Consider the following 15,586-nt stretch of genomic DNA (forward strand, 5'->3'; position numbering starts at 1 on the left):
TCGATCAGCCGCGGATGTCCTCGTGGTGCCGGATGACCTCGGCGATGATGAAGTTGAGCAGCTTCTCGGCGAAGGCGGGGTCGAGATCGGCCTCGAGGGCCAGGCCCTTCAGCCGGGTGATCTGCCGCTCCTCGCGCGCCGGATCGGACGGCGGCAGGTCGTGCTCGGCCTTCAACCGCCCGACTCGCTGCGTGTACTTGAACCGCTCGGCCAGGATGTGGATCAGCGCCGCGTCGATGTTGTCGATGCTGGAGCGGATCTCCTCGAGCTCGGCGCGCGTCGTGTCAGTCACGGGTGCGAGTCTACGGTGACCGGCCCGGTGTGAATCCCCGGCGATCACCGGGTAGAGTCTGTTCTCGGTTCGGCGGGCGATCCCCGGCGGACCTTGGCCGCCTTAGCTCAGTCGGTAGAGCGTTTCACTCGTAATGAAAAGGTCGTCGGTTCGATTCCGACAGGCGGCTCCACCATCTTCCCGGGTCACAGCCCGTCGGGACGCAACCTCGGCCAGGTGGTGCACACTTGCCGGGTGTCCTCTTCTCGCGCGACTCGGCTTGAACTCGTCGTGAACGTCGTGGCTGCCCCGCTCGCCACCGCCTCGATCGTTCAGGCCACCGTCGATGGAGGATGGATCCGTCTCGGGCTGTCGGCGTTCGCGCTGTTCTGCTGCGGATGGAACCTGAAGCACATCGTCGACCGCCGCGCACACGTCCCGCGTTGACCTCGCCCCCGCACGACGGCGCTGAACGACCCGGCCACCGCGAAGCGTGACGTTCTGCACCGATTAGCCGGTCGGGACCGGTGCAGTCCGTCACACGTCGCGGGGTTCTGGGTGACCTACTTCGCGAGGAAGTCGAGCAGTGCGGCGTTGAACTCGCCGGCGTGGCTGACGTTGAAGCCGTGCGGCGCGCCCTCGACCACGACGAGCGTGCTGTCGGCGATGGTCTCGGCGGTGCGCTGGCCCGACACCTCGAACGGCACGATCGCGTCGGAGTCGCCGTGGATGACGAGCGTCGGCACGTCGACCTTGGTCAGGTCGTCGCGGAAGTCGGTGCGACCGAACGCGCCGATGCAGCCGACCAGCGCCTCGTCCCGCGCGAGCGCCGCCAGCGCGAGAGCGTCCTGACGCTGCTCCTCGGTCACCTTCAGCTCGCCGTCCGCCGAGAAGAAGTTCGTCGCGAACCCGTCGAGGAAGTTCTCGCGGTCGGTGCGGGCACCGTTCTCCATGTCCTGGACGTCGGACTCGGCGAGGCCGCCGTCGGGGTTGTCGTCGGTCTTCAGCAGGTAGGGCGGGACGGCGCCGGCGAAGACGACCGAGTGCAGGCGGTCGGTGCCGTGGTTGCCGACGTAGCGCGCGATCTCTCCGCCGCCCATCGAGAAGCCGACGAGCGTGACGTCGGTGAGGTCGAGCGACGTCAGCAGGCCGGCGAGGTCGGCGGCGAAGGTGTCGTAGTCATAGCCCGCCCCGGGCTTGTCGGACTCGCCGAAGCCGCGGCGGTCGTACGTGACGACGCGGTAGCCCGCCTCGGTCAGGGCCGGCACCTGCTCGGACCACGAGGCGCCCGAGAGCGGCCAGCCGTGGATCAGCACGACGGGGCGTCCGTCGCCGCCCGTGTCGGTGAGGTGCAGCGAGATGTCGTTGACGTCGATGTCAGCCATGATGCTCCTTCGATGAGATATCTTGTGTACTAGATAATCTGGCACAGGACGGCGCGTGACACCATCCGAAGCCGGGACGCACGAGGAGGATCCATGACCAGCACACCGCCCGTCCGCGACGGCGGCATCCTCGACGAGCTCGTGTGCTTCGACCTCTACGTCGCCTCGCGGGCGATGACGCGTCGCTACCGCCCCGTGCTCGAGCGCCACGGCATCACGTACCCGCAGTACCTCGTGGTGCTCTACCTCGGCTCGGCCGGCCCCAGCACGATCAAGGAGGTCGCCGAGGCGCTGCGGCTCGACCACGCCACGCTCACGCCGATGCTGCGGCGCATGGAGGCCCAGGGCCTGCTCGCGCGCGAGGTCGATGCGAGCGATCGCCGCTCCGTCCGTCTGACGCTGACGGCACGGGGGAGCCAGGTGCACGCGGGCGCCGACGAGGTGCGGTGCACCATCCGCGACGACCTCGGCATGACGGCCGACGAGCTGCGACAGCTGCAGTCGACGCTCCGTCGCGTCGAGGCGGCGATGGGCGAGGCGATCGCCTGATCTGCTCGACCCGCGCGACGATCAGCGGGTCGACAGAGGAGCCGCGAGCCCCGACACGATGCCCCGGACGTGCGCCAGGACGGTCTGGACGGTGGCGCGCTCGAGCGTCTCGGGTCGCGCCAGGCAGTCGATGTAGCGGCCGATCCCCGGACCGGCGAGGGGACGCAGCACCAGCTCGGGGTGGTCGTGCAGGTCGGTCGTGAAGCGAGGCATCAGGGCGATGCAGCCGCTCGCCGAGACGACGGAGGCGGCGACGCGGAACTCGTTGATGCGGTGACGCACGCGGGCCTCGCTGCCGCCGACGCCCGCGATCACGGCCAGAGCCTGGTTCAGCGGGAACCCCTCGTGCACCGCGACCCACTCCTCGTCGTGCAGGTCGGCGGGCTCGACGGACGCCGCGGCGGCCAGGCGGTGGTCGCGGCGCACCACGACGTCGAGCGGCTCCAGCACGAGCGGCTCGACACGGACAGACCGCGACCACGGCGGGCTGCCGACCAGCCGGTGCGCCAGGACGAGGTCGTGCTCGGACGTCAGCCCGGCGAAGGCCTCCTGCGCCACGTCGAAGTCGCTCAACCGCAGGTCGGGGTCGCCGGGGCCGGCCAGTGCCGCGACGAGCGGGCCGAAGACCGCCAGGCCCGCGCTGTGGAACGCGGCCACCGACACGTTCCCCGACGGCTGGTCCTGGAAGCTCGCCACGGCCTGCTCGGCGCGCTGCAGCGCGACCTCGACGTCGACCGCCGCCGCGGCCAGGGCGCGGCCCGCATCGGTGAGCGCCGTGCGGCGTCCGTCCTTGAAGGTCAGCGGGACGGGCGATCGCCGCTGCAGGGCGCTGATCTGCTGCGAGACGGACGAGGGTGTGACGTGCATGGCGGCAGCGACCGCAGCGATGCTGCCGCGCTCGCCGAGCTCGCGCAGCGCTCGCAGCTGGGTCACTTCCATTAGCTCAGGCTAATGGGTTGGGCGCGAAACTCGCGTCTTGTCCGATGCTTCGCGCACGTCGAGCATGGACGGGTGACCGCTCCCGCCGCCCGAATACGCGTCGACCTGCTCCTGTTCCTCGTGGCCGCGTCGTGGGGCTCCACCTACCTCGTGGCCAAGGAGCTGGTCTCGACGACGTCCGTGCTGGCCCTGCTCGCGGTGCGGATGGTGCTGGCCGCCGCGGCGATGGCCGCAGTCGTCCGCGTTCGCCGGGGACGCGTGTCGTCCGCCGAGGTGCGTGTCGGCGGCCTGCTGGGGCTGGCGCTGGCGGTCGTCTTCGTCCTCGAGACCTTCGGCATCGCCCACACGACGGCCACGAACGCCGGCCTCATCATCAGCCTGACGATGGTGATGACCCCCGTCCTCGATGCGGCGGTGTCAGGGCGCCGTCTGCCGGGCGGTTTCTTCGCGGCGGCCGTCACCGCCGTGGTGGGCGTCGCCCTGCTGGCCGGCAACGGCGCGCTCACCGCCCCGACCGCGGGCGACCTGCTCATCCTGCTGGCCGCGGTGGCCCGGGCCGTCCACGTCACGTCGATGGCCCGGCTCACCGGCGGCAGGTCCCTCGACTCGCTGCACCTCACCACGGTTCAGCTGACGACCTGCGCGGTGTTGTTCAGCCTGGCCTCGCTGCTGCACGGCGACTCGGTGCCGCACCTGCTGGCCGGGCTGGACGTCACCGGGGTCGCACTCCTGCTGTACCTCGTGCTCGTCTGCACGGTCTTCGCCTTCCTCGTGCAGACCTGGGCCGTGCGACGCACGTCGCCGTCGCGCGTCAGCCTGCTGCTCGGCACCGAACCCGTGTGGGCCGCGGTGTGCGGCATCGCGATCGCGCGCGACGAGGTCTCCGCCGCCGGCCTCTGCGGCATCGTGCTCATCCTCGTCGGCACGGCCTGGGGTCGCTCGGTCGAGCAGCGTCACCGCCTGGTCACGGCCGAGGGTGCGTTCACGGGCGGATGACGGTGACGCCTCCCGCGCCCGAGCCCACCTGGTCGAGTCCGGCGAGCCGGGCCGGGACGTCGTCGAGGCCGATCGCGTCGAGGATGAGCCGCTCGGGGTGCAGCCGGCCGGCGGCGATCTCGTCCATCATCGGCGGGTACTCGTGCGCGGCCATGCCGTGGCTGCCCAGCACCTGCAGCTCGCCGGCGATGACGGCGGCCATCAGCTCGGACAGGGGAGCGTCGCCCGCGGCGAGCAGCCCGATCTGCACGTGGCGTCCGCGGGTGCGCAGGCCCCGCAGTGCCTGGAGCACGACGGACTCGTGCCCGATCGCGTCGATCGAGACGTCCGCGCCTCCGCCGGTGACCTCTCGGACGGCAGTGGGCACGTCGACCTCGCGGGCGTCGAGCGTGGTCGCCGCCCCGAGCGAGGCGGCCAGCTCGAGCGAGGCGGGCGAGACGTCGACGGCCACCACGGTGGCGCCGCGCGAGGCCGCGACCATCACGGCAGCGAGCCCCACGCCGCCGCACCCGTGCACCACGACCTGGTCGCCCTCGGTCACCTCGCCCACGTGGACGACGGCGCGGTACGCCGTGGCGAACCGGCACCCGAGGCTCGCTGCGACGTCGAACGACATCGCGTCCGGCACCCGCACCAGGTTGACCTCGGCGCGCTCGATCGACACGAGCTCGGCGAAGGACCCCCAGCCGGTGAAGCCGGGCTGCCGCTGGTCGTCGCACACCTGGTGGTCGCCGCGCCGGCACGACGCGCACGACCCGCACGCGAGAACGAACGGCGTCGTGACGCGGTCGCCGACGTGCCACGACGTCACGCCGGAGCCGACCTGCGTGATCGTGCCGGCGAGCTCGTGCCCGGGCACGTGCGGCAGCGCGATGCCGGAGTCGTGCCCGCGCCAGCCGTGCCAGTCGCTGCGGCACAGGCCCGTGGCGGCGACCTGCACGACCACGCCGTCGTCGGGGCACGTCGGGTCGAGGACGTCCACCACCTGGGGCAGCTGCCGGAACTGGTCGAACCTCACCGCGCGCATGCGAGTCAGCGTAGAGCTGTCCGACCGTTAGACTGGACCTAGGTGCGCCGGGAAGTCTGGTCGGCAAGACGTCGTCGACCCACTTCGGAGCTGCCCCTCATGAATCGTCCCCGCCACTCCCGCTCGCTGCTGTCTCGCAGCAGCTGGCCCGAGGCCCAGCGCATCGGCGTCGTCCTGCGCAAGGAGACCGTCGGTGGTGCGCTGCTGCTGGCGGCCACGGTGATCGCCCTGGTGTGGGCCAACTCGCCGGTCGGCGACTCGTACCAACGGCTCAGCGAGACGCGCGTCGGCCCATCGGCCCTGCACCTCGACCTGACGCTGGCCACGTGGGCGGCCGACGGGCTGCTCGCGATCTTCTTCTTCGTGGTGGGCCTCGAGCTCAAGCGTGAGTTCGTCGCCGGTGACCTGCGCGATCCCCGCCGCGCGGCGCTGCCCGTGGTCGCGGCGATGGGAGGCATGGTCGTCCCGGCGCTCGTCTTCGTGGCGGTCAACGCCGGGGGCGGGTCCGCCCTGCGAGGCTGGGCCATCCCGACCGCGACCGACATCGCCTTCGCGCTGGCCGTGCTCGCGGTCGTCAGCTCGCACCTGCCGACGGCACTGCGGACGTTCCTGCTGACGCTCGCCGTCGTCGACGACCTGCTGGCCGTCACGATCATCGCGGTGTTCTACACCTCCGACCTGCAGGTCGGCTACCTCGCGGCCGCGCTGGTGCCGCTGGCGCTGTTCGCGGTCGCGGTGCAGCGACGCATCCGTTCGTGGTGGCTGCTGCTGCCGCTGGCGGCGGTCACGTGGGTGCTCATGCACGAGTCGGGCGTGCACGCCACGGTCGCCGGCGTGCTGCTGGGCTTCGCCGTGCCGGTGCTCCGCCGTGACGGCGGGGAGGGCATCGGCCTGGCCGAGCACTTCGAGCACCGCGTGCGTCCGATCTCGACGATCGTCGCCGTCCCGGTGTTCGCCTTCTTCGCGGCGGGCGTCGCGGTCGGCGGCCTGTCAGGGCTGTCGGACGCCCTGCGCGACCCGATCGCGCTCGGCATCGTCGCCGGCCTCGTCGTCGGCAAGACGGTGGGGGTCTTCGGCACCACGGCGCTCTTCGCCCGCTTCACCCGCGCCCGCCTCGACGACGACCTCGCGTGGACCGACGTCTTCGGTGTCGCCGTGCTGGCCGGCATCGGCTTCACGGTCTCGCTGCTGATCGGCGACCTGGCCTACGGCCTGGGGTCCGACCGCGACGACCACGTCAAGGTCGGCGTGCTGACGGGCTCCCTGCTGGCTGCGTTGCTGGCGACGGTCGTGCTCAAGCGACGCGACCGGGTCTACGCCGACATCGCCGCGCGCGAGGCGGTCGACGCCGACGGCGACGGCGTGCCCGACGTCTACGACCGCTGACCGGCCGACGTCCCCCTCCCCGGGCGGTGGGTCTGCCACCGAATGATCGCGGAATCGCCCGTATTCGGTGGAGCATCCACCGCTCAGGCAGAGGGCGGCACCGGCTCCGTCAGCGGCGCAGGGCCTGCAGGCGCTCGAGCGCGTCCGCGATGACCTCGGGACGCTTGCAGAACGCCCACCGCACGAGGGGGCGTCCCGCCTCGGAGTCGTGGAACACCTGGTGCGGGATCGCGACGACGCCGGCACGCTCAGGCAGCATCCGGCAGAACTCGAGCCCGTCGTCGAAGCCCAGCGGACGGATGTCGGTCGTGGCGAAGTAGGTGCCCTCCGGCACGAACACGTCGAGACCGAGTTCGGCGAGCCCCTCGCACAACAGGTCGCGCTGGGCCTGCATGCGGGCGGTGAGGTCGTCGAAGAAGGCGTCGTCGGCGCCGAGCGCGTGCGCGATGGCCGGCTGCAGCGGCGAGCCCGAGGTGTAGGTGAGGAACTGCTTGGCGCCGAGCATCGCCCGCACGAGGGTCGCCGGCCCGGTCGCCCAGCCGACCTTCCAGCCGGTGAACGAGAAGGTCTTGCCGCCGCTCGAGATCGTCAGGGTGCGCTCGGCCATGCCCGGCAAGGTCGCGATGGGGATGTGCGGCAGGCCGTCGAACGTCAGGTGCTCGTAGACCTCGTCGCTGATGACGACGAGGTCGTGCTCGACGGCGAGCGCCGCGACGGCCTCGAGCTCGTCGCGCCGCAGCACCGTGCCGGTCGGGTTGTGGGGCGAGTTGAGCAGGATCGCGGTGGTGCGTGGCGTGACGGCGGCGCGCAGCTCGTCGAGCGGCAACCGGAAGTCGGGTGCGCGCAGCGTGACGGGCCGCCGCACCGCGCCGGCCATCTGGATGACGGCGACGTACGAGTCGTAGTAGGGCTCGAGCACCACGACCTCGTCGCCGGGGTCGACCAGCCCGAGCAGGGCCGCGGCGATCGCCTCCGTCGCGCCGGTCGTGACGGCGACCTCCTCGCCCGGGTCGACGGCGAGGCCGTAGAGCCGCTGCTGGTGGGCGGCGATCGCGGCGCGCAGCTCGGGCACCCCGGTGCCCGGCGCGTACTGGTTGCGGCCCGAGCGCAGGGCGTCGACGGCGCGGTCGACCACCTCGTCCGGCCCGTCGGTGTCGGGGAAGCCCTGACCCAGGTTGATCGATCCGGTGCGAGCGGCGAGGGCACTCATCTCGGCGAAGATCGTGGTGCCGAGCCCGGCGATCCGGGCGCTGGAGGTCTTCACCCGACCGACTGTAGCCGCGCGGATGTTCGTCGAAGGTCTCCCGAACCGCGCCGCCGCGCCCTAGGCTGGGCGCAGGTCGCGCACGAGCGGTGCGACGGGCAGGGAGGCCCGTGACCACGCAGGACGGCGCGGAGGGGAGACCGTGGGCACCACACGACGCTCGGCTGCCGTCACCCCGGCGACCCTGTCGGCCCGGCAGCAGCTGGTCGCGAACCGGTTCAGCTTCGGGGTCGACGAGGACGTCGTCGCCGACATGCGCTCGGTCGGCGGCTGGCAGCAGTGGTTCGAGCGGCAGCTGGCCCCGTCGCGGCTGGTCGACACCGCCGGCGCCCGGGTGTCGTCGTGGTTCCCGATGCTCGCCGACGATCCCGCCGCCGCGTGGGGCCGCGTGAAGCGGGAGGAGAAGAGCGCCTGGGACTTCGGCTACGACTTCTCGAGCTACACGCTCGCGCGCAAGCTCGTGGCCCGTCGCCAGGTGCAGGAGGTCATGGCCGACTTCTGGTCCAACCTGCTCTACATCCCCGCCGGCGAGGACCGTTCGTTCCCGTGGCGCCGGTCGTACGACGACGTGATCCGCCGGCACTCGCTGGGCCGCTTCCGGATGATGCTGCGCGAGGCGATCGTGCACCCGGCGATGTCGGGCTGGCTCAACAACTCGTCCAACACCAAGCGGGGCATCAACGAGAACCTCGGGCGCGAGCTGCTCGAGCTCTACACCGTGGGCCGTCCCGCCGGCTACGACGAGGCGGACGTCAAGAGCTCGGCCCGCATCCTGACGGGCTTCAAGGTCAAGGTCTTCGACGGCTACGCCGCCTCGTACGAGCCGAACGACCACTACGTCGGCGCGGTCTCGGTGATGGACTTCACGCACCCCAACTCCGCCGCCGACGGACGCCCCGTGGTCGACGCCTACCTCGACCACCTGGCCCGGCACCCCGCCACCGCCCAGCGCCTCGCCCGGCGGCTGTGCCTGCGGTTCGTGTCCGACGAGCCGTCCGACGACATCGTGACGGCGGTCGCCGCGGCCTACCGCGCCTCCGACACCGACATCCGCGCCACCCTCCGGGCGATGGTGCGCCACCCCGAGTTCGTCGCGTCCGCCGGGCAGAAGGTCCGCACCCCGATCGAGGACGTCGTCAACTGCGCTCGCGTGCTCGACATGCGTCCGGTCGGGGCCACCGACGACGCCGCCTTCGCGCGGCACGTGGTCTGGATGAGCAGCTCGGTGGGCCAGATGCAGTTCGACTGGCCGCGCCCCGACGGCTTTCCCGAGACGTCGTCGACCTGGACGTCGCCGGCTCGGATGGTGCGCAGCTGGAACATCCACTACGCGCTCGCCGGCAACTGGTGGGGCGCGAAGGACATCGCGATCCCCGCGCGGGCCGACGTGATGCCCACGACGTGGCCCGTGACGCTCGGTCAGCTGGTCGACCACCAGTCGCGCATGCTGCTCGGACGTCCCGCGACCGCCACGCTGCGCCAGGGGGTCGCCGAGGCCCTCAACCGGGCCGACACGCAGAAGTTCGACACGGCGTCGGCGGTGTCCGACTGGACGTGGACCGTGCTGCGCGGCGCGGTCCTCAACTCGCCCGAGGGGATGCTGCGATGAGCGCGCCACCGGCCAGCACGCCCGCCGACGACTGCGGCTGCGACGACTACGGCGTCAGCCGGCGCTCGATCCTGAAGGCCGCGGGTCTGGCGGCGATGGCGGGCGTGACGACGTCGATGTTCGGCGACGTGCTGACGTCGACGGTCTACGGCGCCACCGAGGGCAACATCCTGGTGGTGGTGTCGCTGCGCGGCGGCGCCGATGGCCTGTCGATGATCGTGCCCCACGCCGAGAGCGCCTACTACGCGGCCAGGCCGACCACGGCGATCGCGCGCGACCGGCTGCTGCGCGCCGACAGCACCTTCGGCCTGCACCCGGCCTTCGCGCCGCTCGAGGACATGTGGGCGGCGGGCCAGGTCGCAGGCCTGCACGCCGTGGGCCTGCCGGTGCCCAACCGCAGCCACTTCGAGGCGATGGAGCTGCTGGAGGACGCCGACCCCGGCAGCTCGGCCCGCATCGGCTGGATCAACCGGATGATCGCAGGCCTCGCCTCGTCCCCCGACGTCTTCGACGGCATCCAGATCGGCTCGACCGTCACCCCGACGTCGCTGGTGGGTCCGGCGCCGAGCCTCGCGACCGGCGGGTTCGACGACCTGCTGATGCCGTTCAACCAGGACCCGAAGCTCGGGCCGAAGGTCTCGGCGACGCTGCGCTCGCAGTACACCGCGCACGACGGGCCGCTCGGCGCCGCCGGCATCAACGCCCTCGCCCTGGCGGCCCGTGCCGGTGACGTCGCGGGGGCCGTGCCGGCCGGTCCGCCGTCGGGCGTGACCTATCCGAAGTACTCGGCGCTCGGCGAGGCGCTCGGCACGACCGCGGGCCTGATCCGCGCCAAGGTCGGCGTCAAGGCCGTCGCGGTCGACGCCGGCGGCTGGGACCACCACGTCGACCTCGGCTGGCGGGTCGAGAGCACCATCAAGGACCTCGCCTCGTGCCTCGCGGCGTTCTTCACCGACCTGGGCCCGGAGGCCGGACGTGTCACGGTCGTGACGCTCAGCGAGTTCGGTCGCCGCCTCACCGAGAACGGCTCGCGCGGCGTCGACCACGGCTACGGCAACGCGGTGCTGGCCCTTGGTGCGGGAGTAGTGGGCGGGAAGTACTACTCACGCTGGCCGACGCTCGGCACGGGCACACAGGTCGACGGCGACCTGGCCGTCACGACCGACTACCGCAGCGTGCTCATGGAGATCCTGCGGGCCCGCTTCCCGTCGCTCGACCTCTCGACGGTGTTTCCGGGCGTGACCGCCAAGCCGTTGGGCTTCATGCGCTGAGCCGACCCCCGTGCACCGCTGCGCCCCTACGATGACGCGGGTGAGCGACCTTCAGCGGACCAGGTGGGCGGTGGCGACCGGCTTCTTCCTGCAGGGGCTCGTGTTCGCGGCGATCGTGACCCAGGCGCCGCGCATCAAGGACCGCTTCGGCATCGACGACGGCGGGCTCACGCTGATCCTCGTGCTCGTCGCGGTGCTGTCGGGCGTGGGCAGCGTCCTGGCGGGCCTCGTGGCCGAGCGGCGCTCGAGCGCGGTCGCCCTGCGCGTCGCGCTGCTGACGATCGGCGCGGGAGCGCTGCTGGTCGGGATCGCCCCGACCGTGCCGCTGCTGGTGGGTGCGTTCGTCGTCTACGGGCTCGGCGTGGGCGCCGTCGACGCCGGCATGAACATGCAGGGCGTCCGCGTCCAGGAGGCGTACGGGCGCAGCATCATGGCCAGCTTCCACGGCCTGTGGTCGGTCGGCGGCATCCTCGGTGCCCTGTACGCCGCCGGCGTCGCCGAGGTCGACCTGCCGTTCGCCGCGTCGCTCGCGGTGGTCGCGCTCGTCACGGGTGCGGCCTCCACCGCTGCCGCGACCCGGTTCGTCGACGTGCGGGAGCACGACCCGGGGCTGTCCGGTGCCGGCCTCGACCTGCCGTGGCGTCCGGTGCTGGTCTTCGGCCTGGTCGTGCTGGTGTTCTACGCCGCCGACACCGGCATCCTCACGTGGAGCACGGTGTACCTCGAGGACGCTCTCGACGCCTCGACGTCGATCGCGCCGCTGGCCTACGGCGCCTACCAGGGCGGCGCGCTGGTCTCGCGCTTCGGCGGCGACCTGGTGGTCAGGCGTCTGGGGGCGGCCCCGGTCGTCCTGATCGGGACGACGGTGGGCCTCGTCGGGCTGCTGACCGTCGTCGTCTCGCCCGCCCCGGCCGTCGCGATCATCGGCTTCTTCGTGACCGGGCTGGGACTCGCGATCCTGGCGCCGCTGTCGTTCGCCGCACTGGCGGCGGCGGTGCCACCGGGCGCCCGCGACGTGGCGATCGCGCGGATGAACATCGCCAACTACCTCGGCGCGATCATGGGCGGCGGCCTGATCGGCGCAGCGGCCTCGGCCGACCACCTGCGCTGGGCCTTCGTCATCCCGCTCGTGACGGTGCCGGTGGTGCTGCTGACGGCCCGCTCGTTCGGGGCTGCGCGCCAGAGGCTCTGAGCGGCTGAGGACATAAGTAGGCCCCACCGTTCTCGGGGGGTGAAACGGTGGGGCCTACAACAGGCGCCGACGGCGTGAAGCGCACCGGCCCTGCGAGATCAACTCTAGACGACCGCCGCAAGGCCGTGCAGGGAAATGACGAAATCCGGTGTGAACTTTTTTGCGAGGGGCCCGGGGGAGTGCCTCGGATGTCATGATCGGGTCATGACCGCCACCGTCGCGCCCGTCGGGCGACCGCCGCGGCCCCGCTCCGGGCCCGTGCGGCGCATCGTCTTCGCGCTCGGGGTGCTGATGATCCTGGCCGGCCTGGGCTTCCTGCTCTACTGCGGGTGGCAGTACTTCGGCACCAACATCGTGTCCAAGCAGAAGCAGGCCGAGATCAAGCAGAGCATCTCGACCGACTGGTCCAACGGCATCGACGGCGACGAGGTCGGCCTGCTGCGCGTCAAGCGCTTCGGCGCCGACTACGAGGCGCCGATCGTCAAGGGCTTCGACGACAAGTCCCTCGCCGAGGGAGTCGGCTGGGACCCCAAGAGCGCGCGACCCGGCAAGATCGGCAACTTCGCCATCGCGGCCCACCGGGTCACCCACGGGGAGCCGTTCGCGAAGTTCCCGAAGCTCCGCAAGGGCGACGAGGTGGTCGTCGAGACGCGCACGAAGATCTTCACGTACCGGCTGCGCAACTCCGGCACGTCCATCACGGTCGACTTCTCGGTCGGCTGGCCCCTGCAGCGGGTGCCCGATCCCGACGCGGCCGGCGAGCGTCCGACGAAGTCCGTCATCACGATGCTGACCTGCTCCGAGCTGTTCCACACCCGCAACCGCAACGTGGTGATCGGCGACCTCGTCTCGCAGAAGGACAAGCGCACGGGCAAGACGACGACCGTCCGATGACCGACGGGGCCTGCCCCTAGGGTTGTGACCATGCATCAGTACCAGCGGGAGTTCATCGAGCTGGCCCTCGACCTCGAGGTGCTGCGCTTCGGCGAGTTCACCCTCAAGTCGGGACGCACCTCGCCCTACTTCTTCAACGCGGGGCTGTTCAACACCGGCGCGAGACTCGCCGCGCTGGGCCGGTTCTACGCCGACGCGATCGTCCAGAGCGGCCTCGACTTCGACGTCCTGATGGGACCGGCCTACAAGGGCATCCCGATCGCCTCGGCCGCCGCCGTCCAGCTCTCGGCGCTCCACGATCGCGACGTCGCGTGGTGCTTCAACCGCAAGGAGGCCAAGGCGCACGGCGAGGGCGGGACGATCGTGGGCTCGCCGCTGCGCGGACGCGCGCTGGTCGTCGACGACGTGATCACGGCCGGCACCGCGATCCGCGAGGTCAAGCAGATCGTCGACGGCGAGGGTGCGTCCCTCGCCGGCATCGTGGTGGCGGTCGACCGCCAGGAGCGCGGCGCCGGCGAGCTGTCGGCCATCCAGGAGGTGGCCCGCGACTTCGACGTGCCGGTGGTCTCGATCATCGGCTTCGACCAGGTCGTCGAGTACCTCGAGCAGACGGGGCTGCACGCCGAGCACCTCGGGGCCGTCCGGGCCTACCGCGAGGAGTTCGGCGTCTCGGCATGAGCGAGCCGCCCGCGGGGCCCGCTGCGCCCGCCGAGCCGGTCGGCGTCGGGCCGTGGCCGGGGGAGTGGCCGACCGGTGACCACTACGACCCCGAGCTGCTGCGCGACGGCGATCGGCGCAACGTCGTCGACGGCTACCGCTACTGGACGCTCGAGGCGATCGTCGCCGACCTCGACCGCAGGCGGCACCCGCTGCACGTCGCGATCGAGAACTGGCAGCACGACTTCAACATCGGCTCCATCGTGCGCACGGCCAACGCCTTCGCGGTGGCCGAGGTGCACATCGTCGGCAAGCGGCGCTGGAACCGGCGGGGCGCGATGGTGACCGACCGTTACCAGCACGTCCGCCACCACGACACGGTCGCGACCTTCGCCGCGTGGGCGGCCGAGCAGGGACTGCCGGTGCTCGGCATCGACAACGTCGAGGGGTCGGTGCCGATCGAGTCGGCCACGCTGCCGGCCGCCTGCGTGCTCGTCTTCGGCCAGGAGGGCCCGGGCCTGTCCGACGAGGCGCGGGCGGCCTGCGAGCGGACGCTGTCGATCGCGCAGTTCGGATCGACACGGTCGATCAACGCCGGAGCGGCCGCCGCGATCGCGATGCACGCCTGGATCCGCCAGCACGCCACCCCCTGACCGCGAGTGGCGCACTCTCGCGATTCTGAGACGGCGCGTCGCGCGAGACTGCGCCACTCGCGGATCGGCTGGCGCCACTCGCGCGGCGCCCCGGCGCCCCCGGACCTAGGCTCGAGGTGTGAGCTCTCGAGTGGTGGTGATCGGCGGGGACGCCGCAGGCATGACGGTGGCATCGGGCGTGCGGCGCCGGCTGGGCGACGACGACGAGGTGGTGGTGCTCGAGCGCGGCACCTGGACGTCCTACTCCGCCTGCGGCATCCCCTACTGGGTCGCCGGCGAGGTCGAGTCGCCCGACGACCTCGTGGCCCGGACGCCGGACGACCACCGCAAGAACGGCATCGACGTCCGCCTCGACACCGAGGTCACCGCGATCGACACCGCCGCTCGGACGGTCTCGGTGCGCGGCGGTGACCCCGTGTCGTACGACCGGCTCGTCATCGCCACGGGTGCCGCGCCCGTCCGACCCGACCTGCAGGGCATCGAGGGCGACGGCATCCACGGTGTGCAGTCGCTCGACGACGGCCAGGCCGTGCTCGACGAGCTGGCGCGCGGACCGCGGCACGTCGTCGTCGTGGGGAGCGGCTACATCGGCCTCGAGATGGCCGAGGCGTGCGTCGCCCGCGGCTTCGACACCACGGTGCTCGAGCGGGCACCCCAGGTCATGCCGATCATCGAGGCCGAGCTGGGCGCGTCGGTCGCCGAGGCCATGAAGGGCCGCGGCATCCACCTGCGCACCGGCACGGACGTCACGGGATTCGCGCTCGACGAGGCCGGGCACGTCACGGCGGTCGAGACGTCGGACGGCTCGTACCCCGCCGACACCGTCATCCTGGGCCTCGGCGTGACGGCGCGGTCGTCGCTCGCGGACGCCGCGGGGCTGCCGCTCGGCGCCAAGGGCGGCATCGTCGTGGACGACCGCCAGCGGGTCGAGGGCTTCGACGGCATCTGGGCCGCGGGCGACTGCGTCGTCACCCGCGACCGGCTGACCGACGAGCTGATCCACATCCCGCTGGGCACCCACGCCAACAAGCAGGGCCTGGTGGCGGCCGACAGCATCGTCGCCGACCTGCTGGGCGAGGAGCCGCGGCTCTCGTTCCCGGGGGTCGTGCAGACCGCCATCACGAAGTTCTGCTCGCTCGAGATCTCGCGCACCGGCCTGGGCGAGAAGCAGGCACGCGATGCGGGCTTTGACCCCGTCGTGGTCTCGAAGGAGACGTCGAACTGGGCCGGCTACATGCCGGGAGCCGGCACCATGACGGTGCTGATGGTCGCCGACCGTCGATCGCGCCGGCTGCTCGGTGCCCAGATCGTCGGCGCCGAGGACGCCGCCCTGCGCATCGACGTCGCCAGCACGGCGCTCGCGGCAGGCATGACCGTCGACGACGTCGTCATGCTCGACCTCGCGTACGCACCGCCGTTCTCGTCGGTGTGGAGCCCGATCCAGGTGGCCGCGCGTGCCGCCGTCAAGGCGCTCGCAGGGTAGTCCGCCCCTG

The 15,586-nt window shown here is 71.9% G+C and carries 16 protein-coding genes and 1 tRNA gene; 12 read left to right on the top strand and 5 right to left on the bottom strand.

What is annotated here, in order from left to right; translation table 11 throughout:
- Positions 1 to 4: 4 nt before the first annotated feature.
- Positions 5 to 292: a chorismate mutase gene (locus DX116_RS07910; protein WP_119703572.1), complete on the bottom strand. Its 288-nt coding sequence runs from the start codon at positions 290 to 292 to the stop codon at positions 5 to 7.
- 96 nt (positions 293 to 388) lie between these two features.
- On the opposite strand from DX116_RS07910, the gene DX116_RS07915 reads away from it, so the two are divergent.
- A tRNA-Thr gene (locus DX116_RS07915) sits at positions 389 to 464 on the top strand.
- Positions 465 to 526: 62 nt separating this feature from the next.
- Positions 527 to 718 (top strand): hypothetical protein, encoded by a 192-nt coding sequence (locus tag DX116_RS19750; RefSeq protein ID WP_147393620.1) that lies wholly within the window; start codon positions 527 to 529, stop codon positions 716 to 718.
- Between the two features lie 116 nt (positions 719 to 834).
- Here DX116_RS19750 and DX116_RS07920 read toward each other — a convergent pair whose 3' ends face one another.
- Positions 835 to 1,656 carry an alpha/beta fold hydrolase gene (locus DX116_RS07920; RefSeq protein WP_119703573.1) on the bottom strand — a complete coding sequence of 274 codons (822 nt, stop codon included), beginning with the start codon at positions 1,654 to 1,656 and terminating at the stop codon, positions 835 to 837.
- Between the two features lie 93 nt (positions 1,657 to 1,749).
- On the opposite strand from DX116_RS07920, the gene DX116_RS07925 reads away from it, so the two are divergent.
- Complete coding sequence (locus tag DX116_RS07925) at positions 1,750 to 2,205, top strand: MarR family winged helix-turn-helix transcriptional regulator (protein ID WP_119703574.1); 456 nt, start codon at positions 1,750 to 1,752, stop codon at positions 2,203 to 2,205.
- A 21-nt stretch (positions 2,206 to 2,226) separates the two neighbouring features.
- Here DX116_RS07925 and DX116_RS07930 read toward each other — a convergent pair whose 3' ends face one another.
- Positions 2,227 to 3,144, bottom strand: a complete 918-nt coding sequence (locus DX116_RS07930) for a LysR family transcriptional regulator (protein ID WP_119703575.1) — start codon at positions 3,142 to 3,144, stop codon at positions 2,227 to 2,229.
- Positions 3,145 to 3,216: 72 nt separating this feature from the next.
- On the opposite strand from DX116_RS07930, the gene DX116_RS07935 reads away from it, so the two are divergent.
- The gene (locus DX116_RS07935; protein ID WP_199715956.1) at positions 3,217 to 4,140 is read left to right on the top strand and encodes a DMT family transporter; all 924 of its coding nucleotides are present in this window, start codon (positions 3,217 to 3,219) and stop codon (positions 4,138 to 4,140) included.
- Here the strand turns inward: DX116_RS07935 and DX116_RS07940 are convergent.
- Positions 4,127 to 5,167: an alcohol dehydrogenase catalytic domain-containing protein gene (locus tag DX116_RS07940; protein ID WP_119703577.1), complete on the bottom strand. Its 1,041-nt coding sequence runs from the start codon at positions 5,165 to 5,167 to the stop codon at positions 4,127 to 4,129. The genes DX116_RS07935 and DX116_RS07940 overlap by 14 nt on opposite strands.
- A 99-nt stretch (positions 5,168 to 5,266) precedes the next feature.
- Between DX116_RS07940 and nhaA the strand changes: the two genes are divergently transcribed.
- Positions 5,267 to 6,553, top strand: a complete 1,287-nt coding sequence (nhaA, locus tag DX116_RS07945; protein ID WP_119703578.1) for a Na+/H+ antiporter NhaA — start codon at positions 5,267 to 5,269, stop codon at positions 6,551 to 6,553.
- A 109-nt stretch (positions 6,554 to 6,662) separates the two neighbouring features.
- Here nhaA and DX116_RS07950 read toward each other — a convergent pair whose 3' ends face one another.
- Positions 6,663 to 7,817 carry a pyridoxal phosphate-dependent aminotransferase gene (locus DX116_RS07950; protein ID WP_119703579.1) on the bottom strand — a complete coding sequence of 385 codons (1,155 nt, stop codon included), beginning with the start codon at positions 7,815 to 7,817 and terminating at the stop codon, positions 6,663 to 6,665.
- 142 nt (positions 7,818 to 7,959) lie between these two features.
- Between DX116_RS07950 and DX116_RS07955 the strand changes: the two genes are divergently transcribed.
- The 7 genes from DX116_RS07955 to DX116_RS07985 all read left to right on the top strand — a co-directional run bounded on the left by DX116_RS07955 (position 7,960) and on the right by DX116_RS07985 (position 15,576).
- A complete protein-coding gene (locus DX116_RS07955; protein ID WP_119703580.1) occupies positions 7,960 to 9,426 on the top strand; it encodes a DUF1800 domain-containing protein in 1,467 nt (488 codons plus the stop codon).
- Positions 9,423 to 10,697: a DUF1501 domain-containing protein gene (locus DX116_RS07960; protein ID WP_119703581.1), complete on the top strand. Its 1,275-nt coding sequence runs from the start codon at positions 9,423 to 9,425 to the stop codon at positions 10,695 to 10,697. The genes DX116_RS07955 and DX116_RS07960 overlap by 4 nt, the downstream gene beginning before the upstream one ends.
- A 40-nt stretch (positions 10,698 to 10,737) precedes the next feature.
- Positions 10,738 to 11,889, top strand: a complete 1,152-nt coding sequence (locus DX116_RS07965; protein WP_158591937.1) for an MFS transporter — start codon at positions 10,738 to 10,740, stop codon at positions 11,887 to 11,889.
- Between the two features lie 204 nt (positions 11,890 to 12,093).
- Entirely contained in the window at positions 12,094 to 12,783 is a 690-nt protein-coding gene (locus tag DX116_RS07970) for a class E sortase (RefSeq protein WP_158591938.1), read from the top strand.
- A 30-nt stretch (positions 12,784 to 12,813) separates the two neighbouring features.
- Entirely contained in the window at positions 12,814 to 13,461 is a 648-nt protein-coding gene (pyrE, locus tag DX116_RS07975; protein WP_119704189.1) for an orotate phosphoribosyltransferase, read from the top strand.
- A complete protein-coding gene (locus tag DX116_RS07980; RefSeq protein WP_119703584.1) occupies positions 13,458 to 14,093 on the top strand; it encodes a TrmH family RNA methyltransferase in 636 nt (211 codons plus the stop codon). Before pyrE ends, DX116_RS07980 begins: the two co-directional genes overlap by 4 nt.
- 118 nt (positions 14,094 to 14,211) lie before the next feature.
- Positions 14,212 to 15,576 carry an FAD-dependent oxidoreductase gene (locus tag DX116_RS07985; RefSeq protein WP_119703585.1) on the top strand — a complete coding sequence of 455 codons (1,365 nt, stop codon included), beginning with the start codon at positions 14,212 to 14,214 and terminating at the stop codon, positions 15,574 to 15,576.
- The last annotated feature ends 10 nt before the right edge of the window (positions 15,577 to 15,586 follow it).

It is taken from the genome of Aeromicrobium endophyticum (assembly GCF_003586285.1).
GTDB lineage: Bacteria > Actinomycetota > Actinomycetes > Propionibacteriales > Nocardioidaceae > Aeromicrobium > Aeromicrobium endophyticum.